Raw genomic sequence first — 25,656 nt, forward strand, 5'->3', positions numbered from 1 at the left:
ATTGCGTTTATTGCGTCTCTCAACCCAACTACAGCCGTTTGCGGTGGGACAAGTTTCTTTTCCCAAAACCTTGCATGTATAGTTTCCAAAATATTCCTCGCCGAGTCTGTAATATGTTTTTCTTCATCTTCTGGATTCATGCTTAATCTTTTCCTTTTTTGCTATAATAATGAATAGGGTAGGGGCTTGTGATATTATAGTCCGAGTTCCCATTCTGTTAATTCCAAATGCTTTAATGCATAGCGGAGCGAGACTCCATTATCTTGCTCCGCTCTTCTTTTGTACCTACAACAAAACATCTCTCTGCGTACGCTCGAATCTGTTCTACGCACTGACTTATATCATTACATTTTTTATCAGCGGAGCCAAGTCATCAGGTGGCTTGTTGTTTGTTTCGTGCAACAATTTTCTCATTGCACTCTCTTCAAATTTTTATATAATGTAGGTCTCAAATCGTGAACGACACACGTTTGAGGAGGTTAATTCCTTTAAATAAAGTAGCGGAGCGATTTCCCATCACTCCGCTATTTTCTTAAACTTCTTTTTACAGCAACCTCAATCATACCGATGGAACTTATTATGTCTTCGCACATATCAATCAGGTCTCTGGGAGGCTCGTCAAACTTATCGCATAACCGCCTTATTAACGACTGTGCGGAAATGTAGATGTTGCGTGTTTCCTTTAAAATGTCTTCAGTAACGCTCTCAACGCTTTCGGGCATTCTAAGCTCCTATTGGTTAGGTCTCAGGCTTATAATAACATTCAGAAATACCAAAGAGCTTATTCCTAATAGGTATTTCTTTAATCAGCTTTTTCGTAAATAAATCAAAATAACCCCAGCGGCGAGTTATCTTCTTGAAACAACACCAAACCAAAGAAATACTTTCATCACTACCCCAATAACAAGATTTATAACCGTTAGCAAGAAGGTCTTCCTCAGCACGGTCAACATATTCTAATTTAGTACAATAAGGAGCAATATCAATATCTTCTTCTTTAGGGAATGAATATCTACATATCCCCAAAGCAGTAACAACAATAAGAGCAAAAACAGCAGTAAAACAAAGAACAATCTTTACAACTGAGCTACCTGTATCAGCCGTATCCGAAGGCAGAGCAGACTTACTCGGCTCAGGTGTTGGAGCGGGAGTGTTTGAAGGTTTAGAAGCGGAAGTATTTGACGTCAGCGAATGCGTTGGAACGCCTTCGCTTCCTTTATCCTCAACAACAGCATTCGCAGGTCTTCCATGCCTAAGCGACTTATCACAGCCAGACATCAGGCATATACATATACATATACATATAATTTTTTTCATTTCCATATTGCACCTTTTATATATTTTCGTCTTTTGTGTCTATTTGGGGGGACATAATTAACTCCTTAAGAATAAACGGGTTGAAACATAAACTCCCGAAATGCTGGCAAGATGCTGTATAAAATAATTGCAGTAGCTGATAATGTTACTGCAATAATGAAGCATATCATCGGGAAAGGTGAATAATCGTCGCAAGTACACACGCAAGGCGGGCAGTTATCTTGCAACGTGGTCGATTGTGGTGCGTTTGGTGATGGTGACAAGAGAATACTTGAAGGTACAGAAGCGGAAGCATTTAAGGACTGTGGTGCAGGGCTGACGTTGTCAGCCGTTCTATTACAGCCGAACGACGAGCATATACATATACATATACATATACATATAATCTTTTTCATTTTATCAGCGTCCTGCCCTACTGCGGGTACTTCTTGCCTAGAGGTGGCTGTCAGACTCTTTATTCTCTCTCACACTGCAACAAGCATGCATATCAACGATACTACTAGTATCTTCTTCATTTTTCCCTCTTCTATTGTCGTTTTTTCTTCTCTGACAGCTGTGCTTTCAGGGTGTTTATTTCTGCAGTTTGCTGAGTGATAATAGCTGCTTTTTCGCCTACTTGTTTTTGAAGAGACTCTATCTGGTCTTGTTCATTTATTCTCGGTTGGCACGTCGGGTGGTCTTATCTTTTCGTCTCCTGACGAAAGAAATGACAGGCAGATATCGTTCCTATCTGCCTGTTTTTATTTATTCTATGTTTCCTCTAAAAATGCCGTCCCTCAGCGTTTGTTGCTGTCCGGGCTTGTGCGTGTAAATAGAATCTGGAATTTTGCCGTTATATAGTTCGCCTCTACTATTTGTTCTGAGCTGTCTATATATATGCACACGCCTGTCGTTGCGCAAGACATAATCTGTCTTAAGCTTTATTTCTTTGTTTTTAAGCGTCCGCTCATAGTTTTGCTGCGCCTGCTCTGCAATAGCTTTTTCTTTTGTGTCGGTCATGTCAAAAACAGTCATCCTGTTGAATTGGTGATCAGGTGCATTCATAGGCAGTCCGTCTTTCGCTTTCATGCCGACAGGTTTTTGTATCAATTGTTCCTCTACCATTGTTGGCTCTGTAATTTGGTCAAGGTATTCAACTACGTCATCCTTCAAAAAGCCTTCTTGCCCGTCTTCCTTTCTGGTGTCCACTGCTATATTTTCAAGTTTAGGTTTTTTTTCTGTCTGCGTCGGAGCGGAAGCTGCTTTTGCTCTGCAGCTCATAAGTTTGTTTATGCCCATTCTCAGGAAATTGGCTAAAATAAGAAACACAGCAATTTTAACACCGGCGGGCATTTTGTTCCACACTGTTTTTACCTGCTCTGGCACATATCCCGACACCTTGTTAACTGCCCACGAATATGCGTTTAGTCCTTTGTCAACTAATCCGCCGATTATTGTTTTTTTTTCTTCCGCCACTTCTTCCTTAGCACCTTCAACAATAATATTATTCTCAGCAACCTCGCCGTAATAATTAGTTTCTTTTTCGTTATCATTTATGGCATTAACAACTTTATTATTTTTTCCGCCGCATGCCTGCATAGTCATTAATATACATATACATATACATATACATATACACTTTTCCATTTATATATCCTTAAATTAAGCTCTGTCATAATAACAGCGATATCATTCTTTTCATTTTTTTGTATAATTTAGTAACAAGAACATTCTTCTACTTACAAAAATAAAGAGCATAGCCGCAAAGCGTACAGGACAATTTTATCCCATAGAGCTGCCCTGTTTTTTATTATCATTTTATTTCGTTCTTTTTGTACTCAATCATTTGCTCTTCAAGTATATTCATGCACAGCGAACTCAGCGACATATTCTTCTGCTTTGCTCGCACCTGTAACCTTGACCAAGTCACATAATCAACTCGGCACCCAATGCGATGTTTCTTATCATTTTTCTCATTGGCATCACGCTCTAAAAATCTTTTAAAAAACTGCTGCAAAACCCCGCTGGGCGTTGTATCTTCCTGCTTTTTTGCGATGCCTTTTAGCCAATTAAAAATCTGAGCCGTTCCCCAGACCTGCACCAATTTACTCGGATTTTTACCGCTTCTAATTCTTCTCATTGGCTTGACCCGCTTGCAAATATTGCCTTTTCTGTTATCCCGCTCGGCTGAGACCAAAATAATTAATTATCTTTTTTCCGAATGTCACCTTTTTCCAAAAAACTGAAATCGGTTTGCTCTGCTTTGCATGTTTGCAACCAAAAAATAAACACAACGGAATCACCAGCTGCGTCTATTTTGAAATAATAATAAAAGGTTATTAGCGTAATCTTGTCATATTGCGAGAACAAGAGTATCTGTCATTATTATACAAGCTTTTACTAAAATTTTGCAACTATTCAGCCGACATGCCCCAGAGAGCAGGCTAATGCTTGTTCAAAGGGGCTTTTCTTGTCTAGATGTCATTATCTATAGCCATCAGGGTGTCTCTTAATTCGTTCACCAGTTTTTGCAGGGAGCAGTTTATCTGCTGTTGCTGGGCGAGCGAGTTTTTTAGGTTCTCGTTAGCCTCTAGAGTAGATTTAGTAAATCTCTCGGCTTCAATGACCCTTTCAGCCTGCTCAAGTCTTCCCTGTTCTGTTTCAGCTTCCTTAATCAGCTCTATTTCATGGGCTAAAGCGGCTCCCTGTTCTTTAGCCTGCATTAACTCGTCTGTAACCAAGTCTATGTATTGGCACAGGGCTTGTTTATCTTCTTCGCCGTACACTGTTTTCTTTTCAGCCTTTTTAAGCGTATCTAATTCTTCTGCGAGCCTTAAAGCCTTAGAATGCTCAGTCCAACCTGCGTAACACAGCCAAGCTATAGCTACAAAGGAAAGCACAGACCAAGCGACGGCAATGTGTTTTGAGTACTTGACATACCAGCGTTGATTATCGTGCGTGTTTGGTGCTTGAAGAGTTTCTACGCTTTCCGCAGGTACGGGTGAGAACTGCGACGGTTCGGTAACATCTGCAACAGCGTCCGACGTGACTAGTTGACGAGGCGGGACAACACAACCCGATATAAGCAACAGCGTTAAAACAGCTGATATTACTCTCTTCATACCTATCCTATCCTATCCTATCCTATCCTATCGGGACGGCAGGAGTAATAACGGATTTCCTTTTTTTAGCTTCTTGCTACTATATGACTAAAATAATCAATTATCTTCTTGCCGAAGGTCGCCTTTTTTTCCAAAAACTGAAAACGTCTTTGCTCTGTGCCTATGCTTTAACCAAAAAGCCGCAATCAAGTCGAGTTTTTGATTTGTGTGTGTAAAAACACAAGAGAGCGCAAAGAAGCATAAAAAGCGTATGAAATTTGCGGCGCCTCTAATGCAATTTTCAGACTATGCATATTTTTTCTTTACACAGACAACTAATAATACCGCTTTCGCGTATGTCATTAACCGAACGGCTGACTATAAGCAAGTATTATTCGACGAACTATTGATTGCTAAACATTAAAAGTTGTCCGTATGCAAGCCGCCGCTAAACTATCTTTCTACAGAGAACTTGCTAAGATAATACAATATTTCTCTTTATTGTTAAAAATTCCGAGTACGGCGCATTGATTCTTATATTTTTTATCTTTGGTAAACGGCAATCTCATATACCTGTCAACCTTTTTCCGCGCCGACTCTTTAATAACCGCAAAAGATAAACCTGAAAGTTTAAATTACCATATTCCGTGTACAACCATAAAACAACCTTGCTCCGTCACTTTTATTCCTGCAGCTTTCGCTTTTTGCGCCGCAGCTTCAGATTGAGATCCCGGCTGCATCCAAACTTCTTTTATGCCAAGAATTATCGCGTCATCAATCGTCTTATCAGTACCGGCAGGCGGAACTACCGTCAAAACTATATCGGGTTTTACCGGTAAATCTTTCAACGACTTATACACCGTTTCTCCCGCAGCCGCACCGCCGCGTATACCGACAGCCAAAGTCTTAAAACCTGCTTTCAGCAAATCAGTAAAAATCCGGCAGCCGATCTTACCCGGATTTTCAGAAACGCCGACAACGGCAATTAATTTACTTTTATCCATATTACTCTATTCTCTTTTTCCTATTACTAAGTTTTTTTATAGTTATTTTTTTATCCTTCATTAGCAGGCTCGATTTTACGGCTTTTTTAACTTACTTTTTACGAATTTTCTTAGAGTCGGACTCAAAGAACGTCTTATCGTTGCATTTAGAATCGTCAAACGACATCAAGACAACAGCAGGTTTTGCGCCCATAAGTCCAAAAAGCCCGGTTGTGCCTTCGCTGACGATTTTTATTTCCACATCTTCTTTATTGCAGCCAAGCTGTGTTAAACCTTTAGTTATCGCTTCCGCTACATCTTTACCTCTAAATTCTATTTCCGACATTTATTTTACACCTCTGCGCAGCATTCTTTTTTACCGCCAGCTCCGCGCGATTTGCAGCGCTAAACGCGTTTTACGCGAACTGCATTCTTTTTTATTATGAAATACTGCTCCATCATTGAAATTATGCTGTTAGTAAGCCAATAGATAACAAGTCCCGACGGAAAAGACCAAAACATAAACGTAAACACTACAGGCATTATGTACATCATTTTTTTCTGCGTAGGATCCGATGTTACGGCGGTCATCCTCTGTTGAAAAAACATTCCTATACCCATTATCAAAGGAAGAATATTCAAATTGAAAGACCCCAACTGCATAAACTGATCTGCAGCGGACAAATCTTTTACCCACAAAATCCAGCCTTCGTTTCTCAACTCATAAGCGTTTCTCAACATTGTGAAAAACGCCCAGAAAATAGGAAGCTGCAAAAGCATAGGCAGACAGCCGCCCAAAGGATTAACTTTCTGCGATTTGTAAACATTCAACATTTCCGCCTGAAGTCTTTGCGGACTATCTTTATATTTTATCTGAATATCCTTTATTATAGGCTGCACTCTCTTCATTGCCGCCGCAGATTTAAAACTTTTTAAAGTTAACGGCAAAACTAAAATCTGTATAACAACCGTAAGCATTATAATCGCCCAGCCGTAATTGTGCGTAAGTTTATAGAAAAACGACAGAATCGAAAAAGCAATTTTACCTAAAAATCCAAAGAATCCGAAATCTACGGTTTTTTCAAAACCTAAATCGTAAGTTTTTAGATGCGTATAGTTCTTAGGACCTAAATAAAAGTTGACTGAATAATCCTTTTTAGCGATATTTTTAGGAGCTACCGCCGTGAGAACAATAGAATAAGGATGGTGTTTGTCCGCCTTTGACGGTATAATTTTATCAAAATCCGCGGGTTTTTCGGGTATAAATGCGGCAAGGAAATATCTATTATCTACAGCCAGCCACTTGTAAAGAGAAGCAGATTCCACAGTATTTTTAAGTTTTTTGAGCTTCCCAGGTTTTAACGCAGCGCAAGCCAAAGCTCTTGTCAACGATATGTTTTCTTTCAATTCTTTGACATCAGTACCGAGTCCCGGTCCCCATCTGAAGTCTATCTGCGGAAATGGCGTTTTACCTTTTCTTTCAATAGAAATGTTTAAATTATGCATATAAAGATTTGATAAGTTATATGTTTTTGTAATTTTCCAACCGTCTTTGGAAACATATTCAAAAACTACTTTTTCATTGGATTTTGAAACAATTTTATAAATTAAACCGGGAAAATTCGCCATAACAGGCGCAGATTCTGGAAACACCAAATCCACCCATTGTCCACTTCTTTCTTTAACAGACCAGCTCAATATCCCCGCTCCCTTATTTGTTAAAACGGCTTTGTATTGTTCGGTTTCAATGTTTACATGTTTTTCTTCAGCGTATGCGCTACTTATTTCAGATGATCCGCTTAAATCCGCGTCGTTAAGTTTAGGATATTGAGCATCCAGCGCATCAGTCATACTTTGAGCTTGCGGCGGCAGTTGGGACAACTGTTTTTGCTGCGGAGTAAAGAAAAAATACCATATAAAAACTGTAAAAGCCGATAATATTACAAATAAAATAGAATTCTTTTGCATTACAACTTCCTTTTAACGTTAATCTTTCTTTTTAGGCATAGGCACAGGATCAAAACCGCCGCCGCAAAAAGGATGGCAGCGAATAATTCTTTTAAAAGCTAAAAAAAAGCCTTTAAAAAAACCGTGCGTTTCTATTGCCTGATAAGCATAAGTAGAACAACTTGGCTGGAAACGACATACAGATGGAAGAACCTGCGAGACAAATTTATAACATTTAATTAAAAAAAGCGCGATTTTCTTCATATATATATGCAATTACTCCGGATTATATAACTCTGCACTTTTGAGCAAATCCAAAATAACTTTTTTTAGACTACTATAATTCAGCAATGCGGTTTCAGGTTTGGAAATAAAAATCAAATCTAAACCGGGCTCAAAAAAATGTTTATTAGTTCTAAACATTTCCCTTAGTCTTCTTTTTGTTCTGTTCCTTACGACGGCCGTCCCTGTTTTTTTAGGCGTAATCAGCCCAAGTCTTCTTATAATATGTCCGTCATTTCTCTTGTAAACTAAGACCTTTATATTTTTATTTTCAAGTCTAAGCCCGTTTTTAAATACTTTGTTAAAATCCTTTTGGATATGCAGCCGCTCAAAATATGTAAAAGAAAATTTTTTTCCAGCACTATTTTCGGGGAATAAATTTCCTGATGAGTTTTTCCTGTCGTCTGTTTGCATAAATTGTTTTATGCGCTGATTGTTTTACGTCCTTTTCTTCTGCGCGCGCTCAAAATTTTCCTTCCACCGGGCGTTCCCATTCTCGCCATAAAACCTAACTTCTTTTTTCTTCTTTTTTTATTCGGCTGAAACGTTCTTTTCATTTTTATAAATCCCTCTTTTCCTCTTTACAGCGACTCCATTCGCAATTTATACTGTTATATTGTATCTAAAATTTCAAGATAGTGTCAAATTAAGTCCGCGCGATAGTTGTTCGGGACAACGCTCGGCAAAAAGGACGCAGTATCTTTGGCAAATTACTTAGCCAAACATTTTACACAAAACAATTTTTTCATATAAACCGTCATATGCATATATAAGTTATGCCGTTGTTATGTATATAGTGCATATATTGATATATTGCCGCCGACCGAACGCACAATTCTTAAAAACCCTGCAGGATATCTTGCCAAAACCATCGGAACTTGGACTTTTGAGACGCTTTTGGGCTTGATTGACTTTAATTAGAAAAAAGAGATATAGTGAAATGTCCACAGTTGTAATAATCTTGAAAAACGCAGATATTTAATTATGAAAAATTTTTGGATTGTTTTGTCGTCAATATTTATTATAAATTCTTATGTTTTTGCTGAAGAAATTACCAGAGAGACGGTTAAAATACAGACTTTAAAAAATAACCCGTCTATCGCGGCTGCAAAGCTTAGTTTAAAAAACGCGAAGCAAGAATATATTACTTCTATCGGCGCATTTTTGCCGGAAATAAATTTTGAAAGCAGTGCTTTGACAAATAACTTTGAAAAAGATTTTTCATATTTTCATAAATTAGAAGCTTCTCTTAATCTTTTTTCAGGATTTGGCACATATAGCGATGTAAAAACTAACGCTCTTAAACTTAAATCCGCACAAGCGCATTATAATAAGATTGTTTCCGATGCGCTTTATAAAGCTGCCGCAGCGCACATAGATCTTATGTGGGCATATGAAAAAGTCAAGTTATTGGAATGTATAAAGGAAAAGAAAATAGAAAGCAAAAATATGATAGAGCTTAAATATAATTCAGGCAACTGCAATATCACCTCGTTAAAGAAAGAGGAAGCCGATACCGCAATTGTAGAAAATGATTTAAAAACAGCGCAAAGATATATAAAAACCGCCTCGTCGAACTTGCTAGAAGCTATAGGCAGGAATGATATTACGTCAGTTTTGGAAACAAACGAACGACTTGACTGTCTTGAAAAGTTACCGCAAGAACCTGACTATAACAACCTAATAACCGCGATGCCGGAATTTTTAATGGCGCAGTATAATCTTGATTCCTGTAAAATTCAAAGCTTAAAAGCTAAAGGACAATGGCTGCCTTCGCTGCATCTTGGCGGCGAAATTCCTCTATTTGACAACAAACAGACAGTCTGCAAACAGAACATGGCTGCGAAAATATCGCTTTCTTTTAAAATTTTTACTGGCGGAGAAAGATACTCAAAGACACAAATTGCTTCAAATAATCTGAAAATCGCTTCCGAAAATCTAAAGAATACCGCCAATCTTTTAAAAGCGGAAGCAGTAAAATATTATAACAGTCTGCTAGATGCTTACGAACTTGTTGCTGTAAAAACGCAGTATTTAAGCGCCACAAAACTTCAGGCGGAAATCTCGGCAAAAGAATACGTAAGCGGACTTGTAAATTATAATAATTGGCATTCAATAGAAAAAGATTACATTCTTGCACAAATAGAATTGCTCGACGCCAAAAAAAGCGCAGCCTTGAAGAGAGTGCATTGGGACACTTTCACAGGAAAGGAGTCTCAAGGAGAAATAATATGAAAAAATTCATTCTAATTTTAATACTATCTGCAGTTGCCGCGACTGCAGTACTTTTTATATTTAAGTTTAAATCGTCAAAACAAGCGATAGATGAAGAAACTACTCTTAAATTCAGAGATTTGGCTGTAGAACTCAGGGAAAACGGCTGCGTAAAGCCAAGAAATAGGCTTGCTATTAAGCCTTCATTTGGCGGGAGAGTTGAAAAAATCCTCGTAAACGAAGGGGATAAAATAAAAAAAGGACAAATTATTGTTTGGATGAGTTCCAGCGAAAGAGTATCAATAGTTGATATGGCAAGAGCTGTAGGCGAACAAGAATATATAAAATGCCAGGAAATCTATAAACAGACGCCCATTGTTGCTTACATGGACGGTTTTATTATTTCAAGACAAAAAGAGCCGGGTCAAACCGTGCTTCGCGATGAGGCGATTTTAGTTATGGCTGACGATTTGATAGTTGAAGCAGTTATAGACGAGACTGATTTGAGATATATTAAAAATGGCAGCAAAGCTAAAATGTATTTAGACGCATACCCTAACGAAAAGTTTGAAGGCATTGTAGAACATATATCTTACGAATCAAAACTTTTAGATAACGTTACGATATATGAAGTACGGATAAATCCTATAAAAAAACCTGAAGTGTTTAAATCAGGAATGACTGTGACGGTAATGATAACAATAGAATCCAAAAATAACGCGCCGTCAATCGATAACATCTTTATCAACGAAGAAGGAGACAAGAAGACAGTAACCGTAAAAACGGGAACCACAGACAAACCGAAATTTGAAACAAGAGAAATAGAAACCGGCATAAACAACAGCATATTCACCGAGATTTTGTCAGGATTAAAAGCAGGCGAAACTGTTGTCACTTTCAAATCTTCTAAAAAGTAAAATCATCGACTGCCTCGTCTCTTTAAAAACTGCCTCTCTTTCAACGCTTTTATCAGGAAACTGAAACGCAAGCGGAGTGTTTTGCCGGCAGAAACCGCGCGCCGCAAAATTTTCAGCTGCAGCTGCCTTAAGAAAGTGAAAGAGAGAAAATTTACTCACGGCGACTGCGCTGCGGAGAGAAAGCGTAAAAACGGAAAATTAAAATGAAAGTAATAGAACTCAAAAATCTCGCGAAAACATACCACATGGAAAAGCTGGACGTTCCGGTATTGCACGGCATAAATCTGGAAATCGCACAAGGCGAATTTGTCGTCATCATGGGACATTCCGGAAGCGGGAAGTCCACGCTTTTAAATATATTGGGACTGCTTGATAAGCCCTCAGAAGGTTATTATAAACTTGCTGGAATAGAAGTTTCAAAGTATTCCAATAACGAACTTGCCGCTTTGAGAAACCAATATTTGGGATTTATTTTCCAGCAGTTCAATCTTCTGCCAAGACTCACAATTTTAGAAAACGTCGCCTTGCCCGCAGTTTACGCGGATTCAAGAGATAAAGAACAGAGGGGAGATCCCGCAAAACTACTCGATATGGTAGGTTTATCCGAACGTATAAACCATTGTCCAAATGAAATTTCCGGCGGGCAGCAGCAGAGAGCCGCCATTGCAAGATCCCTTATAAATAAACCGTTAATAATTTTTGCAGATGAACCGACAGGCAATTTAGATACAAAATCCGCAAAAGAAATCATAAAAATACTCAAAGATTTAAACAATGCAGGCATAACAATAATAATGGTTACCCACGAAGTGGAACTCGCCGCCTGCGCGACAAGAATTATAAATATGCAAGACGGGCTTATAACATCCGATAAAAAAACTGAGGAAAAAGACAGTTCAATAAGTCCAATCCTTCAAAAGAAACCATTCAAGTATAAAACTTTTTCGTTAACAGGATTTAGAGATTATTCTAAACAGGCTCTGAGGTCTCTTGTGGGAAACAAAATGCGCTCCATATTATCGGTTCTGGGCATTACCATGGGAGTTGCAAGCCTGATTGCAATGCTTGCCGTCGGCAATGGAGCGAAAAAGGATATTGAAAAAAATATTTCAAGTTTGGGAGCAAATACTTTAATAGTAGTTCCCGGCAAGCCGCAAAATGGCGCATATATAAAACTAAATGTCGGCGATATAGACGATCTTAAAAATAATGTTCCGGGCATACAAACCGTCAGCGGCTACGTATATAGATATAATCTTGAAAAAATCGTTGTAAATAATAAAAATCACAGCACAAGACTTGAAGGAGTTTCCGCAAATTATGCCGATTCAACCAATTCTAATCCAGCTATCGGCAGATTTTTTACGGAAGCTGAAAACAGAGAGAGGAAAAAAGTGGCGGTATTGGGAAAAACCGTAGTAGAAAAAATTTACAGCGATGAAAATTTTAACCCTATAGGCAAATATGTAAAAATTAATAGAGTAGACTTTCAAGTCATAGGGGTTCTGCCCGCTAAAGGTTCAAATTCGTATCGCGACGAAGACGACAAAGTTGTTATTCCCTTAAATACCGCTATGCACAGGATGTTCGGCACTAAACTCTTAGTCCATATAGGAGTGCAAACACAGGCAAAAAACGATTCGGATACGAAAAAAGTTTCTGAAGCTATAATAAAAAGACTTTTATTTACGCATAGAATACCTGCGGACAAAAAAGATGCTGTGGAAGTAATCAACATGGTGGAAATTCAAAAAACAATTTCTTCGATGTCGCAAACATTCACTCTTCTTTTAGGATCTATTGCTTTCATAACTCTGCTTGTCGGCGGAATAGGCATAATGAACATCATGTTTGTTTCCGTCTCTGAAAGAACAAAAGAAATAGGACTGAGAAAAGCTATAGGCGCAAATAACACCGATATTTTATTTCAGTTTATTATTGAATCTGTCTTCGTATGCTGCTGCGGCGGCATTATGGGAATACTATTTGGAGCTGGAGCATCTGCTGTGATAAGCAAACTTGCCGGATGGACAATTTATATAACGTTTTTTTCTATAGGACTTGCTCTCTGTTTTTCGGGATTTGTCGGCTTGGTTTTCGGCGTGTGGCCTGCAAGAAAAGCAGCGCTTCTAAACCCTATTGAAGCTTTAAGGCACGACTAAAAAAGTCAAAACATAAAAAAATTTACGCATCCATTCTATGGAATATTTTTAATTAAAACTTAAAGAATTATTTAAGAGCGATTGAGTGTTCACACAACAAATTACGACTTTATTTATAATTCGGCTATTGTAAATAAAACAAAAACTCTAAAATTTGAGATTTGCTTAAGGATAAATCCTATTAAACTTGCAGCATTAACTAAATAAAGTCTTTAATGTATGATTCTCTTTTGGACTTCATTTTAATTCCCGCTATATTTCATTTAAGGTTATATGCATAAAGCCCCATGATTAATATCATAAGAAATGAAATTTGCGTTTATATGTATCTTAAAGCTTAAAGAAATTTAAATATGCCTTATATAAAATATTATATAATTATCCTATGAGTGATAATAAACTTTTGTCAGCAAATGAAATAAAAATAAAATTTATAGACTGGTTGCTTGACAACAACGAAGGCGCTATTTTAAGCAATGAATTATTATTTTCTAAAAATAAGAGAAGAGCGGATTTAGTGTTACTTTTAAAAAATCAAACGATATCTTTTGAGATTAAAGGCGACTTAGACAATCTAAAATGCTTACAACAACAACTTAAAGATTATTTAATAACTTTTGATGAGGTTAATATTGTTTGCACAAATAAACTTTTTAAAAAAATATGCGCCTTATCTCCAAAAAGAGTCGGCATAATTTTATTTGATAAAAAATTTAAAACTATCAGATCTGCAAAAATTAATAAAAAATTATCTAAGATTTCGCTTATTCAATTTTGTAAACCCAACGCGATCTCAAAATTTCTAAATAAAAACCAAAAACACTTACCGACGGAAGAAATGAGAGCTATAGCGGCAAATAAACTCACTCTTAAAGACGTGAAAAACATTTCGTATCAATCTTTAACAAAAAAAATAAATCCGATATATAAAATATTTTTAAAAGATAAAGGAAAATTCACAATAAAAGAAGACCTCTTAAATCTTATAGGGGAGATTAAAGTTATTAGATAGCGTTTTTTAAAGCTGCTTGTACTGTCAGATGAATATTTAATCTGACTGATATCCAAAATGACGGAGATAATCCAGTTTTTTCTCCTCGAGATGTTTTTTCTATTTGCTCAATCCCCCAGCAATGTATAAAACTGCCGAGCGATTTATATCTTAAATCATCTACGACTCTTTTAGCTACATTGGCATAAGTTGATAGATACGTATCGCCTTCTTTTCTTTTTCTATAATAGAACAAAATATCATTTGTTGAAACATCAATTCTTGGAATCCATCTATTCGTTACGATATCATTTCTTTCTTGATTTACCGAGCCATAATCTCCATATATAATATTGAGATCTTTTATAGAGTTAACAACCTTATCCCATACGGCTACTTCTTCCAGCTTTACAGTAACAGAGTCGTCAGCGCTGCAATCTGAAACGCTTTTAGGAAAAGACGTTCCGGCTGTAGAAAAGTTAACTATATTAAATTTTTGATTAATATCTCTAATCCTTTCAATCACTTCTTTTGAGACATCTAAAGCTTTATTTTGATTAATAAAAACAGAATCTATGCAACAGTACAGTTTTTTCTTAATATCACTTTCCCCCAGTATGCTATATACGATAGATAAGTCATCTTCATAACAATCGTCAGTTATTCTGTTTTGATAGAAAAAAATATCAAAGTTTAAAACAACGAATTCAATTTGTTTTTTTAAATTGTCTCTGTTTTTCTCAACAGTAATAGTTTCATCTTCTACAATCTGCAGCATTGGTATAACCTTAGGGAACCTTTTTTTTTGGCGGAATAAGAAGTCGCACCAGTTTTTATATCCGTCAACTGAATTTTGCAAACTGCGAATTTCTGTATTTAACAGCCGTTCGTCGCTGGTAAGATCCAATATAAAAGGTCTTGCTACGCCAAAAATTTCTTCAATCTTATCAAGTTTTTTAAATATAGGTCCTTCAGATAATTTTGTCTTTCTTGAACGCGTTAACTCAAAAATAGGAGTTATAGTATCTTTTATTGAATCGTCTAAAAAGCCGACGCCTTTAATCTCTGCGTTTCCAGTTTTAATTATCGGTATATACTTCATCACAATCCATGTCCGCTAAAACCTAAATTTTTAGCCCTTACCCTGACAGCTAAAGAAGAGACTTGAAATAAATCGGATAACTGTTCTATAGAATTTTTTCCTTGAGCTACCGCTTCTCTGAATTTTTTTTCAGGCATTACGAGCTTTGAAGCAAAATCATTGGCTTGAATTTCCTCTATTGATTGATCTGCGCCCCTAAAAAAAACGACGTCTTTAAAAGCAGTATTTAAATGTCTATGTAAACAGAAATGCGCTAATTCATGCGCAAGGGTAAAACGTTGTCTTCTTAGATGATTTAAAGAGTTTATTTCAATTATATAATTATTATCTTTTTTAAAAAGCATGCCTGAAATATCATCCTGGCGCTCTATTTTTTTAATCTTAATTTTTAGAGAACTCGCAAGCGCCTCTAAGTCTAGAGGATCCGTTTTAATATTATTTTGCGAAGCATAATCTAACAGCGAATCGGAAGTATTAAGAGTATTATCGCTTCTCGTCGTTTGTCTCAATATCCTTCTTATTACTGCCATTTGACGTATTTCCTCTATATAAAGTATCAGACGCTTTTGCACTTGCCAATTTTTCTAAAAATTCAATACGCTTTTTCAAAGAATCAACTTGTTCGGATAAATTCCCGCACGCCTCCGTTATATCCGCAATATCAAGATTTTCATCAACAGTTTTTCTCACCATTTCAGATAAATATGATTTGAAAAACTCCCCTTTTAAACTTTCTCTAATTTCTCTTTCTATATCCCGCTTTGACACATTTCTAACATAAAGAAGCCCCAAACTAGATATCAGTCCTACCATAATAATTAAGACAGTGATTATAGTTGTGTAAAAATTTGTAATCGTCGATAAAAACGCATCTTGCGAGACTTGTTTAGGCAGAATTAAATTATCAGTTAAATATAACAGTTCAACAACAAAACTCTTCAAAAGTTCTTTGTGACCAAAAAAGCATATACAAATAAATATAGCAGCTAAAATAATTATTACAGCCAGAGTACATTTAACAATTCTATTAAAACACGCGTGTTTAATTTCTTTATTCATAGCAAACCTTGATTAAAATATAACAAAAACTAAATATAAAAACAATCATTAAATTTTAAAATTCGTTTAAATGTTCGCAAAAATGAGAATAAGAAATTCACAGCTTTAATTGTCAGTCTCTTTTTATTTTTTTGCCAATATAAAAGACTGGCAGCGGTTAGTTTTTCGGAGATTTTACTTATAAACTTGATAATTTGTACGCTTTTCGGCTCGTTCGGCATAACGATAAAAGGTAAAAACTCTTATAAATAATACAGATATTCAGGCAGGACAAATGCAGAATTTATTATTTCAATTTTATTGTCATCCACAGACGCAATGTCAAAACGAATGTCATCTTTAATGCCATTCTGTTTTATATAGACTACCGCTGATTTTATAATTTTTTGCCGTTTTTTTACGGTTACCGCCTCTTGAGGAGTCCCGCTATAAGAAGATTTCCTGTATTTCACTTCTACAAAAACTATAGTATCGCCTTGTCTCGCTATTATGTCTATTTCGCCAAAGTTCGTTTTGAAATTCGTTGTTAAAATTTTATACTTGAGCTTCTTAAGGTATTTGACAACCTCTTTTTCTTTTTCAAAACCGATATCTCTGGTATTTCTCATTTTATCCCCGTAATCGCCGCGCGCGCAAGCTGTAACCGCAATTTCAGAATTAAACCACAAACGGCGCGATGAAAGTTCGCCGACAAAATTATATTGACTTTCCCGCCACATTCCGCTTCAAAGCAAAATATGCAAAACTTTAGATATTTAATTTAGTTTGAGAAATAATATCGCTTACAGGAGTAAAAGTCGCTCTGTGAATAGGACAGACTCCGTATTTTTTTAAAGCTTCTATATGTTTTTTTGTTCCGTACCCTTTATGTTTTTCAAACTTATAAACAGGATACTGTTTTGCATATCCAAGCATCATTCTATCTCTGGAGACTTTAGCAAGTATTGAAGCTGCGGCAATGCTTGCGCTTTTTGCGTCGCCGCCTATAATTGTTTCCTGATTAAAAAGGAGTTCGGGAACTTTGCGGTTTCCGTCTATAAGACATAACTCAGGCTTTATTTTTAATTTCAGCACGGCACGCGACATTGCAAGAAATGTTGCCTGCAAAATATTTATTTTGTCAATAATTTTATTGTCAACGCTCGCAATAGCATAAGCCAGCGCTTTTTCCTTTATTATTTCAAAAAGAGTTTCTCTTTTTTTTTCCGATAATTGTTTGGAATCATTTAAATCAGGGATTGTTAAATCTTTGGGGAGTATTACGGCTGCAGCTGCTACCGGACCTGCTAAAGGACCCCGTCCGGCTTCATCAATACCTGCAACTAAGGCAAATCCCTTATCATAAAAATTTTTATCAAAAGAGAATATATCCAAAAGCACGTTTTTCACCAGTGCGACAAATCAAAGTTTTTAATAACGGCATTTATATTATCCACCATTATCAATGGAGAAACAAAAAAATATCCCACTCCGCGAGAATGAGAAAAGCAAAATTCCTTTGAAGCGTGCGTATTATTAAACTGCGGCAAACTCAGATTGCAGCGAGAACTTCGTTTCCGCGCAAAGATATGAACGATTATCTTCTTCCTTTGTCTTTATCACGCAATTTTGACTACAGAATAAAAACGCTATGCGGCAAGCTCGAAATCCTGAGAGACGAAGACGGCAGAAAAAAATCTCTACCCCCGCAAGCAGAGAGAAAAATAGAAAATCCCTCTTCAAATAGGAATAGAGAAAAAAAATAATTTCTTAATTTGCTGCGGGAGGTTTCGCCGCCGTTTCTTTTTTAATATCTCTTCTTGAAGAATCTTCGGAGATTCTCGCCGCTTTACCTGAAAGATTTCTCAGATAATAAAGTTTTGCTCTGCGCACTTTTCCGCGTCTTACAACTTCAATTTTATCAATACGAGGCGAATAAATAGGAAAAATCCTTTCAATTCCTACGCCTAAAGAAATTTTTCTTACCGTAAAAGTCTTTGAAAGCCCGCTGCCTTTAACGCGTATAACTATCCCCTCAAAAACCTGTATCCTTTCGTTTGCACCTTCAACCACTTTAAAATATACTTTTACCTGATCGCCCGACTTAAAACTAACTCCTATGTCTTTTTTCTGCGCTGCCTGCACTTGCTCTAATAGCGACATTCTACTGCTCCTTATAAATATACAAATAGAGCTTCGAGTTTGAGTTAAAAACAGCCTGCTAAATGTAAAACTTAAGTTTGTCCGCACAGGCGCAAACATTGTCATTTACTTTTTTATCGCCACTTTAAATTCATCTTTCAATTTTTCACTCTATTTTTTAATAAATCTGGACGACGTTCTTTAGTCCTTTTGTACGCCTCTTTTGCGCGCCACTCGCCGATCTTTTTATGATCTCCCGATAAGAGAATTTCGGGAATCTTATGCCCTTTGAACACTGCAGGTCTTGTGTAATGCGGATAGTCCAATAATCCATTATAAAACGAATCGTTTTTTACAGAGCTTTCTTCTTTGACAACGCCTGGAAGCATTCTTGCAATACCGTCAACCAAAACCATCGCGGGAATCTCGCCGCCGGTGAGAACATAATCGCCTATGGATATTTCTTCATCAACATAATTTATAATGCGTTCGTCAATACCTTCGTAATGACCGCATATAATAACCAGGCACTTAAACTTTACAAGATTTTTTATGATCCTGTGATTAAGGGTTTTTCCCTGCGGAGACATATAGATGACATAAGGCTTTGCATAAGGATTTTTATATGAGTTATTCTTTTTTTTTACACCTGCGCTCTTTATAGCATCGTACAATGGCTCAGGCTTCATAACCATGCCGCCGCCGCCGCCGAAAGGCTTGTCGTCAACTTTTTTATGACTATCTTTAGAAAAAGATCTTACATCAGTTATATTAATTTTGATAATCTCTTTTCCTACTGCCTTTCCTATCAGACTTTCTGTAAGAGGTCCCTTGAACATTGCGGGGAATATTGTAAGAATATCAATCTTCATATACAAAATAGCCGTTGTATTCAAGAATATCGTCTGCAGATTTTACATGATCATAAATATCTTCGTATTCTTTAGGCAAGACGACAAAAACTTTTTTCCTTACAATATTCACTTCTTTTACTATATTTTTTAGCGCAGGGATCAAGATTTCCTCATTATAATATTTTACAACCCAGACATCGTTACTGCCTGTTGATATAATATCAGAAAGAATCCCCAGTCGATTTCCGTTTTGGTTAAAGACCTCAAAACCTAAAACATCAGAAACTTTCCATTTCAAATCGCTTTTTTTAGGATTCATTTTACTACTCTACAACTTCAACGGTTGCTCTCTTATCGAGTTTTGCAGAAGCTGAATTTACAATAACTCTTATTGCTTTTATAATTCTGCCTTCTTTCCCAATAATTTTACCTCTGTCTCCGTCAGCAACTTTCAATTCTAAAACGGTTGCTTTTTCGCCGGCAATTTCTTTTACTTCTACCTGATCCGGATTGTCAACTAAAGCTTTCGCAATAAAAAGCACTAGATCTCTCATAAGTCCCTCCCAGTAATATGTAACCTCAAACATCAAAAATTATCGTTTATTTTCAACTATTTGATTCTTTTTTATCAATACAGCTACCGTTTCTGAAGCTTTCGCTCCGGCGCCTAACCAATAATTTATTCTTTCCATGCTAACGTTAAATTTGTTATCTTTTGCGATGGGATCGTACTGTCCAAGAATTTCAATAGGCTCTCCATCTCTTTTTGCTCTTTGATCAACTGCTACGACTCTATAATAAGGTCTTTTTGGTTTGCCCCTTCTCTGCAAACGTAGCCGGACTGCCATCTGCTCTACCTCCATAACGTTTAACGTCATAACTCACTAAAATTACCGAATTCGCAAAAATGATTATATACAAAAGTATTCTATTTTGTCAAACGTGCTTTTGAGATTTTCACCTCTTTTACTATTATGTACGGCATACGTTTACATTTCTATGAAGCGTACGCCGAAGAAAAGATTGGAACGGAGGGGAAGAGATTCGAACTCTTGGTACGGACTTTCATCCGTACACCGGTTTAGCAAACCGGCGCACTAGACCAACTATGCGACCCCTCCACATTCAACCCGAGTAATTAGAGCATTGCGCTGAATGCTTATTATACAAAATAATGCCACTTTCTCGTAACTTCTAATTCAATAGATTGTCTTCCAATGCATTAGTTAGTATAATTTTGACTTAACGGCTTAAAAATATATCCGCTAAATATTTTAGTTTATATTGAGGGAAAAATGAAACTAATTGACGGTAAAAGAATTTCAAACGATAAAAGAGCCGAAATTAAAGAGAAAGTCGGCAAAATTAAACAACAAACTGGAGAAATTCCGGGTCTTGCGACGATTCTGGTAGGCAAAGATCCTGCAAGCCAAGTTTACATCAAATCAAAAATCAAGGCATGCGAAGACGTCGGAATAAAATCTTTTCATCATAATCTCGATGAGAATTCACCGCGGGAAGAAATTATCGCTTTAATAAAAAAATTAAATGGAAATCCTGAAGTTAACGGAATTTTACTTCAGTTGCCGCTTCCGCAAAACAGAGACGCTGAAGAATGCATTAACGCAATAAGCCCTTTAAAGGACATCGACGGGCTTCATCCTTTTAACGCGGGTCTTCTCAATTTGTCAAAAAACTGGAATGAAATAATTGAAAAGAATATTTTGGTTTCCTGCACTCCGCTAGGAGTTATACATCTGTTACATAAATCAAACATTGCTATTGAAGGTAAAACAGCTGTCGTCATAGGAAGGTCAAACCTTGTGGGCAAACCTCTTTCCATGCTTTTGCTAGCAAACAACGCAACGGTTATAATGGCTCATTCAAGAACAAGAAACCTGAAAGAAATATGCAAGTCTGCAGATATTATTGTCGCGGCTATCGGCAAACCAAAGTTTGTAAACAAAGATTTTATAAAAACCGGAGCTGCGGTTATTGATGTAGGCATCAGCAGAACGGCAGAAGGATTGTGCGGCGACATTGATTTTAACGCGGTTAAAAATATGGATATAGAAATAACGCCCGTTCCGGGCGGCGTGGGACCTATGACTATAACAATGCTTTTAGAAAATACGCTGAAAGCGTTTAACAATACAGAAAAACAGCTATTTAACAAATAAAGTCTGAAAAAATTATTATCTCTGCTTTTGGCAGTAACGTTAATCGCTGGTTGCGGTAAACTGCCGGATATTGCAAATCCTGCGGAGTCTGTTAACAAAGACAAGTTGTCTCCTTCTCCTTCGCTTACACCTCCGACTCCGCCTCCGACCATGCCTACACCTTTGCCGTCCGCTGTTCCTCCGTTAAAAGGAAGCAATCAAAAGAAAACAATCAAAGCACGCCCGCTGCTATATGGTAAGCCTTCTTTCTCTTGAGCCGTTTGGTGTTTTCCTACGGTTAGTACAGGCGATTCTGTTTTAAATTATGTATTTAATGTTGTTGCTTATATTGTTTTGTTATTACCGCTTTTGCATCTTATGGCGGTTATGAGTTGTACGGCAGCGTAAAATCTAAATTACTTAACCGCACAGCGATGTCGGCGCAAAATCCAAACCGCCTCATCTTAACGCTGAAGATAAAGAAGTTGTTAGCCTTCTATACCTTCTTTGATCAATAAAGTTCATATTCCCGGCGTTATGGATGCTTATTAATCAAGGCGGTCGTCTTTATGATTTGGAAGACTATACGATATTTACAAATCTAATTTGTAAAACGGCAAAAAATGAAAAAGATTATATGTATATGTTATTTTTGGCGGCTGATTATCAGTCAAAAGAGAAAGTAATTTATAAATATTTACCTGTCGCCTCTGTTAATAATTCTGATGGTCATGAGCCTAAACCACCTATCTCACGGGCAAAAAATATACATGTACATATCATATAATCTTTTTCATTCTTTAGCTGACCTCAATCCTGTAAACTAAACCTATTATATCTTCGCACATATCAATTAACTCTCTCGGAGGCTCGTCAAACTTATCTCATAACCGCCTTATCAGCGGCTGCGCGGGAATGTAGATACTGCGTTTTTCCTTTAATAGGTCTCAAGGATTAGGCTTATAAAAAAGACATATAAATCCATTATCAAAAACAAGCGCTAAAGAAGGAGGCACTCCTTCAATCATTTCGCCTGTTTCCGAATCAAAATAAGACCAATGCCGAATTGTCTTCTTTACCCTCCTAATAAAAAAACGCCAAATATAAGAAGTGCCAGCAACAACAGAATGATAACGACACTTTCTATAACCTTCCGCTGTCGCTTGCTCGGAAGTACGCTCATCAATGTGTGAAATACTCTTAACCTCAGGAACAATATAAACATTTTCAAAAATTTCAGGACTTACACATCTATACACCGCCGCGCAAGCAATAACAACAAGAGCAGCAGCAAAAAGACCAATATTCACAGCATATTTCCTAACTGAGCTACCTGTATCAGACGGAGCAGACAAAGGCTGAACAGACTTACTCGGCTCAGGCGTTGGAGCGGGAGTGTTTGACGTCAGCGAATGCGGTGAAACGCCTTCGCTTCCTTTATTCTCAACAACAACATTCACAGGGCTTCCATGGTTAGCCAGCTTACCACAGCCAGAAGTCAAGAATATACATATACATATACATATAATTTTTTTCATTTTCTTAAATCCGACTAACGAATGGACAATGCACAGGCATTTTAAATATCTTCCTCAACAAAGTTTTCAGAGGTCTCAGAAGAAGTTTCAGCTTTGACGAATTAGATTTATAAAGAAGCGATTGAGCAGAATTCTTAGGAACACCTACATTCAAAACAGGTCTTTCGTCAATCCAATCTTCTGAAAAATAATCAAAATAACAATCAATATAATTAATCTCATAACAACAGTCATAACCTTCTAAGAGAGCTTTAAGTGCAGAAAGATTAACAGTCTCTAAGTCACCTACGGAAATAAATTCAGAGCTTGCAAATCTATAAAGCGACCTATAACCGCCATAACATACGCAAGCAATAGCAAAAGCATAAACACCAATATTCACAGCATACTTTATAATTGAGTTATTTATATTAATCATAGGGGCATATCCATACCAAGAAATCCAAGAGGAAGCATTTGGAGACTTAGGTTCAAGAGCGGGAGCTTTTGAAGTATCTGACGTCAGCGAATGCGGTGCTTTATCCTCAACAACAGCATTCACAGGTCTTCCATGACTAAGCGACTTATCACAGCCAGACGACAAGAATATACACAAACATACACATATAATTTTTTTCATTTCTTCGCTAATCTTATTCTTTCTTGAATTTATAAATTCAATTTCGCTGCTATCACACACAAAGCCACAGTAACTACAATGTACACAATGGAAAAAATAGCCAAATTTCTTGTTCCCTGCTCAGCTCTGGTACGACCTTTTTTGTTACAGCCGGCGAAGTCATAGCCATCTCTATCATAGCCATCTTTGTTAAAGCCAACTGCGTTAAAGCCACCTCTGTCATAGCCATCTTTATCATAGCCGAGTGCGTTATAGCCATCTCTTCTAAAACCATTTTTATCAAAACCTTTTCTGTTATAACCTTCTGCTCCATAGTCAAAACGACTAAAGCCATCTGAGTTATAGCCATCTTTATCATAGCCATATATGTTATAGCCTTCTTTGTTATAGCCTTCATTATTATAGCCATCTTTATTATAACCTTCTTTGTCATAGCCATATTGGTTATAAACAATAATATTCTTATCAGCACTATAAACTGATGTATTACCAAAACCGAAAATTAATGATGCTATTAAGAACAGCGATATTATTTTTTTCATGATTGATTTGTAATTATTTTCCTTGTATTACCTGTCTTGGCTTTTTCATTTTTTATAACTTCTTTTTATAGTAATCTTTAGGATAGCCAAATTTAGTATAGCCATACATGAGATGACCGTCGGACTTAGTATAACCGCCTTTATTAAAGCCATCTCTATTATAGCCATATATATCATAGCCTTTTATATTATAGCCGTATTTATCATATTTAGTACAGCCCAAGACTAAACATACAGCGAAGAACAAAGCTATTATTCATTTTTTCAAATTAACCTCAATTCTGTAGATTGAACTTTTTACATCTTCACACATATCAATCAGGTCTCTCGGAGGCTCGTCAAACTTGTCGCATAACCGCCTTATTAACGACTGTGCGGAAATGTAGATGTTGCGTGTTTCCTTTAAAATGTCTTCTGTAACGCTCTCAACGCTTCCGGGCATTCTAGGCTCCTATTAGTTAGGTGCAGGCTTGTAAAAATATACAGAAAGCCCAACCAATTCATAAACAGGTATTTTACTATCAAGCTCCTCACTAGCAAACAGACTAAACCAAAAATTGCGTTTGATTTTCCTTTTAGCAAGATACCAAGTATAAGAAATTCTATCTTCCCAAAAATAAGAATGACAATATTTGTAACCCACCTCATTAAATTCGTCCAAAGTAAGATTAACAGACTTTACAGGATTAAGAGCATGAACAATAATTTCTTTAGGCTTGAAATATCTAAACACATCATAACAGCCAACAATAAGAGCAATAAAAGTAAAAGCCCAAAGACCATATTTCACAACTGAGCTGCCTGTATCAGCCGTACCAGACGCAGGCGGAGCAGACTTACTCGGCTCAGGTGTTGGAGCGGGAGTGTTTGAAGGTGCAAGAGCGGAAGCATTTGACGTCAGCGAATGCGTTGGAACGCCTTCGCTTCCTTTATCCTCAGCAACAGCATTCGCAGGTCTTCCATGCCTAAGCGGCTTATCACAGCCAGACATCAGGCATATACATAAGCATACAGATATTATTTTTTTCATTTCCATATTGCACTTTTTAAGTTTTGATAAAAAGAAGATAAAATGAGCAGAACATGAGGATACGTAAATAATCGGAAAAACTCAAGAATAACATAAATATCAAAAATAGTCTGAGAAACAAATAAAGGACTTTTTATAAACCCGTATAACGATAAACATACCTCTGCAGCCAAAGCGGTTAAACTTAATTTTGACTTAGACAAGAAAGAGGGATTTGTAAGAGCCAAATATACAGGAAAACTAAAAGCGGAAACCATTCTTAATATACTAAAAAACATAATCGTACAAGGCGAACAATAATTTGTTGGAAAGAAAAGTAAATTTACCATACAAGATAACAAAGCATGACAACCATACAAGACAATATTTCCCTTACCGCAAATTTCATCTAAAGTATCAATATAAATTTCATCTTTGGTTTGTGCTGGTGTTACACAATTAGCAAGGCGGACAATTATCTTGCAACGTGGTCGATTGTGGTGCGTTTGGCGATGGTGACAAGAGAATATTTGAAGGTACAGGAGCGGAAGCATTTAAGGACTGTGGTGCAGTGCTGACGTTGTCAGCCGTTCTATTACAGCCGAACGACGAACATATACATATAAGTTTTTTCATTTTTATATTAAAGAACTTCCTCAATAAAAAACTTCATCAATAAGTTCATAAAAAAAATCTCCAAGTAAATAATAACCAGCGAAAGGAATAAAAATATAACCGCCAATTTTACAGACCGAGCAGA

36 protein-coding genes and 1 tRNA gene are annotated in these 25,656 nt (G+C 36.8%); 7 read left to right on the forward strand and 30 right to left on the reverse strand.

The genetic code is table 11. The features are described from left to right. Positions 1-524: 524 nt before the first annotated feature. From LE179_RS06010 to rpmH, 12 genes are all read right to left on the reverse strand, one after another. Positions 525-722, reverse strand: coding sequence for a hypothetical protein (locus LE179_RS06010; RefSeq protein ID WP_374129474.1), 198 nt, complete (start codon positions 720-722; stop codon positions 525-527). 16 nt (positions 723-738) lie between these two features. After that, positions 739-1,317 carry a hypothetical protein gene (locus LE179_RS06015; protein WP_374129475.1) on the reverse strand — a complete coding sequence of 193 codons (579 nt, stop codon included), beginning with the start codon at positions 1,315-1,317 and terminating at the stop codon, positions 739-741. Between the two features lie 65 nt (positions 1,318-1,382). Then, a complete protein-coding gene (locus tag LE179_RS06020) occupies positions 1,383-1,712 on the reverse strand; it encodes a hypothetical protein (RefSeq protein ID WP_374129476.1) in 330 nt (109 codons plus the stop codon). A gap of 349 nt (positions 1,713-2,061) precedes the next feature. Continuing rightward, positions 2,062-2,943, reverse strand: a complete 882-nt coding sequence (locus tag LE179_RS06025; RefSeq protein WP_374129477.1) for a hypothetical protein — start codon at positions 2,941-2,943, stop codon at positions 2,062-2,064. A gap of 166 nt (positions 2,944-3,109) precedes the next feature. Further along, positions 3,110-3,436 (reverse strand): hypothetical protein, encoded by a 327-nt coding sequence (locus LE179_RS06030; RefSeq protein ID WP_374129478.1) that lies wholly within the window; start codon positions 3,434-3,436, stop codon positions 3,110-3,112. 334 nt (positions 3,437-3,770) lie between these two features. After that, positions 3,771-4,418: a hypothetical protein gene (locus tag LE179_RS06035; protein ID WP_374129479.1), complete on the reverse strand. Its 648-nt coding sequence runs from the start codon at positions 4,416-4,418 to the stop codon at positions 3,771-3,773. Positions 4,419-5,032: 614 nt separating this feature from the next. After that, positions 5,033-5,401: a CoA-binding protein gene (locus LE179_RS06040; protein ID WP_374129480.1), complete on the reverse strand. Its 369-nt coding sequence runs from the start codon at positions 5,399-5,401 to the stop codon at positions 5,033-5,035. A gap of 91 nt (positions 5,402-5,492) precedes the next feature. Continuing rightward, positions 5,493-5,726: a Jag N-terminal domain-containing protein gene (locus tag LE179_RS06045; protein ID WP_374129481.1), complete on the reverse strand. Its 234-nt coding sequence runs from the start codon at positions 5,724-5,726 to the stop codon at positions 5,493-5,495. 59 nt (positions 5,727-5,785) lie between these two features. Beyond that, positions 5,786-7,348, reverse strand: a complete 1,563-nt coding sequence (gene yidC / locus LE179_RS06050) for a membrane protein insertase YidC (protein ID WP_374129482.1) — start codon at positions 7,346-7,348, stop codon at positions 5,786-5,788. Between the two features lie 18 nt (positions 7,349-7,366). Continuing rightward, positions 7,367-7,591 carry a membrane protein insertion efficiency factor YidD gene (yidD, locus tag LE179_RS06055; RefSeq protein WP_374129483.1) on the reverse strand — a complete coding sequence of 75 codons (225 nt, stop codon included), beginning with the start codon at positions 7,589-7,591 and terminating at the stop codon, positions 7,367-7,369. Between the two features lie 12 nt (positions 7,592-7,603). Continuing rightward, a complete protein-coding gene (gene rnpA / locus LE179_RS06060; protein WP_374129484.1) occupies positions 7,604-8,023 on the reverse strand; it encodes a ribonuclease P protein component in 420 nt (139 codons plus the stop codon). An 8-nt stretch (positions 8,024-8,031) separates the two neighbouring features. After that, positions 8,032-8,166 carry a 50S ribosomal protein L34 gene (gene rpmH, locus LE179_RS06065; protein ID WP_374129485.1) on the reverse strand — a complete coding sequence of 45 codons (135 nt, stop codon included), beginning with the start codon at positions 8,164-8,166 and terminating at the stop codon, positions 8,032-8,034. A 427-nt stretch (positions 8,167-8,593) separates the two neighbouring features. On the opposite strand from rpmH, the gene LE179_RS06070 reads away from it, so the two are divergent. The 4 genes from LE179_RS06070 (at position 8,594) to LE179_RS06085 (ending at position 13,914) form a co-directional block, all read left to right on the forward strand. Then, positions 8,594-9,844 carry a TolC family protein gene (locus LE179_RS06070; RefSeq protein ID WP_374129486.1) on the forward strand — a complete coding sequence of 417 codons (1,251 nt, stop codon included), beginning with the start codon at positions 8,594-8,596 and terminating at the stop codon, positions 9,842-9,844. Beyond that, positions 9,841-10,740, forward strand: a complete 900-nt coding sequence (locus LE179_RS06075) for an efflux RND transporter periplasmic adaptor subunit (protein ID WP_374129487.1) — start codon at positions 9,841-9,843, stop codon at positions 10,738-10,740. Before LE179_RS06070 ends, LE179_RS06075 begins: the two co-directional genes overlap by 4 nt. A 203-nt stretch (positions 10,741-10,943) precedes the next feature. Next, positions 10,944-12,902 (forward strand): ABC transporter permease, encoded by a 1,959-nt coding sequence (locus tag LE179_RS06080; protein ID WP_374129488.1) that lies wholly within the window; start codon positions 10,944-10,946, stop codon positions 12,900-12,902. Between the two features lie 403 nt (positions 12,903-13,305). Further along, entirely contained in the window at positions 13,306-13,914 is a 609-nt protein-coding gene (locus LE179_RS06085) for a sce7726 family protein (RefSeq protein WP_374129489.1), read from the forward strand. On the opposite strand, the gene LE179_RS06090 is transcribed toward LE179_RS06085, so the two are convergent. The 11 genes from LE179_RS06090 to LE179_RS06140 form a co-directional block, all read right to left on the reverse strand. Beyond that, positions 13,907-14,995, reverse strand: a complete 1,089-nt coding sequence (locus LE179_RS06090) for a beta family protein (RefSeq protein WP_374129509.1) — start codon at positions 14,993-14,995, stop codon at positions 13,907-13,909. The two genes, LE179_RS06085 and LE179_RS06090, sit on opposite strands and share 8 nt — an antisense overlap. After that, a complete protein-coding gene (locus tag LE179_RS06095) occupies positions 14,995-15,525 on the reverse strand; it encodes an ImmA/IrrE family metallo-endopeptidase (protein ID WP_374129490.1) in 531 nt (176 codons plus the stop codon). Before LE179_RS06095 ends, LE179_RS06090 begins: the two co-directional genes overlap by 1 nt. Further along, the gene (locus tag LE179_RS06100) at positions 15,479-16,054 is read right to left on the reverse strand and encodes a hypothetical protein (protein ID WP_374129491.1); all 576 of its coding nucleotides are present in this window, start codon (positions 16,052-16,054) and stop codon (positions 15,479-15,481) included. The genes LE179_RS06095 and LE179_RS06100 overlap by 47 nt, the downstream gene beginning before the upstream one ends. Positions 16,055-16,296: 242 nt before the next feature. Then, entirely contained in the window at positions 16,297-16,773 is a 477-nt protein-coding gene (locus LE179_RS06105) for a YraN family protein (protein WP_374129492.1), read from the reverse strand. A gap of 28 nt (positions 16,774-16,801) precedes the next feature. Next, entirely contained in the window at positions 16,802-17,434 is a 633-nt protein-coding gene (locus LE179_RS06110; RefSeq protein ID WP_374129493.1) for a ribonuclease HII, read from the reverse strand. Between the two features lie 369 nt (positions 17,435-17,803). Continuing rightward, positions 17,804-18,196, reverse strand: coding sequence for a 50S ribosomal protein L19 (gene rplS, locus LE179_RS06115; RefSeq protein ID WP_374129494.1), 393 nt, complete (start codon positions 18,194-18,196; stop codon positions 17,804-17,806). A gap of 137 nt (positions 18,197-18,333) precedes the next feature. Further along, a complete protein-coding gene (gene trmD / locus LE179_RS06120; protein ID WP_374129495.1) occupies positions 18,334-19,047 on the reverse strand; it encodes a tRNA (guanosine(37)-N1)-methyltransferase TrmD in 714 nt (237 codons plus the stop codon). Then, on the reverse strand, positions 19,037-19,348 hold the full coding sequence (locus LE179_RS06125; RefSeq protein ID WP_374129496.1) for a ribosome maturation factor RimM: 312 nt from the start codon (positions 19,346-19,348) through the stop codon (positions 19,037-19,039). Before LE179_RS06125 ends, trmD begins: the two co-directional genes overlap by 11 nt. A 4-nt stretch (positions 19,349-19,352) precedes the next feature. Further along, positions 19,353-19,583 (reverse strand): KH domain-containing protein, encoded by a 231-nt coding sequence (locus LE179_RS06130; RefSeq protein ID WP_374129497.1) that lies wholly within the window; start codon positions 19,581-19,583, stop codon positions 19,353-19,355. A 39-nt stretch (positions 19,584-19,622) separates the two neighbouring features. Beyond that, a complete protein-coding gene (gene rpsP, locus LE179_RS06135; RefSeq protein ID WP_374129498.1) occupies positions 19,623-19,877 on the reverse strand; it encodes a 30S ribosomal protein S16 in 255 nt (84 codons plus the stop codon). A 181-nt stretch (positions 19,878-20,058) separates the two neighbouring features. Beyond that, a tRNA-Ser gene (locus tag LE179_RS06140) sits at positions 20,059-20,150 on the reverse strand. A gap of 174 nt (positions 20,151-20,324) precedes the next feature. Between LE179_RS06140 and folD the strand changes: the two genes are divergently transcribed. From folD to LE179_RS06155, 3 genes are all read left to right on the forward strand, one after another. Continuing rightward, complete coding sequence (folD, locus tag LE179_RS06145) at positions 20,325-21,209, forward strand: bifunctional methylenetetrahydrofolate dehydrogenase/methenyltetrahydrofolate cyclohydrolase FolD (protein ID WP_374129499.1); 885 nt, start codon at positions 20,325-20,327, stop codon at positions 21,207-21,209. Positions 21,210-21,236: 27 nt separating this feature from the next. Further along, on the forward strand, positions 21,237-21,464 hold the full coding sequence (locus LE179_RS06150) for a hypothetical protein (protein WP_374129500.1): 228 nt from the start codon (positions 21,237-21,239) through the stop codon (positions 21,462-21,464). Positions 21,465-21,729: 265 nt separating this feature from the next. Then, a complete protein-coding gene (locus LE179_RS06155) occupies positions 21,730-21,975 on the forward strand; it encodes a hypothetical protein (protein WP_374129501.1) in 246 nt (81 codons plus the stop codon). Positions 21,976-22,135: 160 nt separating this feature from the next. Here the strand turns inward: LE179_RS06155 and LE179_RS06160 are convergent, their stop codons facing one another. The 7 genes from LE179_RS06160 to LE179_RS06190 all read right to left on the reverse strand — a co-directional run bounded on the left by LE179_RS06160 (position 22,136) and on the right by LE179_RS06190 (position 25,532). Then, entirely contained in the window at positions 22,136-22,726 is a 591-nt protein-coding gene (locus LE179_RS06160; protein WP_374129502.1) for a hypothetical protein, read from the reverse strand. A gap of 4 nt (positions 22,727-22,730) precedes the next feature. Beyond that, a complete protein-coding gene (locus LE179_RS06165) occupies positions 22,731-23,345 on the reverse strand; it encodes a hypothetical protein (protein ID WP_374129503.1) in 615 nt (204 codons plus the stop codon). A 29-nt stretch (positions 23,346-23,374) separates the two neighbouring features. Beyond that, positions 23,375-23,887: a hypothetical protein gene (locus LE179_RS06170; protein ID WP_374129504.1), complete on the reverse strand. Its 513-nt coding sequence runs from the start codon at positions 23,885-23,887 to the stop codon at positions 23,375-23,377. Between the two features lie 52 nt (positions 23,888-23,939). After that, complete coding sequence (locus LE179_RS06175) at positions 23,940-24,110, reverse strand: hypothetical protein (protein WP_374129505.1); 171 nt, start codon at positions 24,108-24,110, stop codon at positions 23,940-23,942. A gap of 33 nt (positions 24,111-24,143) precedes the next feature. After that, entirely contained in the window at positions 24,144-24,329 is a 186-nt protein-coding gene (locus LE179_RS06180; protein ID WP_374129506.1) for a hypothetical protein, read from the reverse strand. 12 nt (positions 24,330-24,341) lie between these two features. Next, positions 24,342-24,917 carry a hypothetical protein gene (locus LE179_RS06185; protein ID WP_374129507.1) on the reverse strand — a complete coding sequence of 192 codons (576 nt, stop codon included), beginning with the start codon at positions 24,915-24,917 and terminating at the stop codon, positions 24,342-24,344. Between the two features lie 438 nt (positions 24,918-25,355). After that, the gene (locus LE179_RS06190) at positions 25,356-25,532 is read right to left on the reverse strand and encodes a hypothetical protein (RefSeq protein WP_374129508.1); all 177 of its coding nucleotides are present in this window, start codon (positions 25,530-25,532) and stop codon (positions 25,356-25,358) included. Positions 25,533-25,656: the final 124 nt, after the last annotated feature.

Source organism: Candidatus Endomicrobiellum agilis (genome assembly GCF_020328115.1).
Lineage (GTDB): Bacteria > Elusimicrobiota > Endomicrobiia > Endomicrobiales > Endomicrobiaceae > Endomicrobiellum > Endomicrobiellum agilis.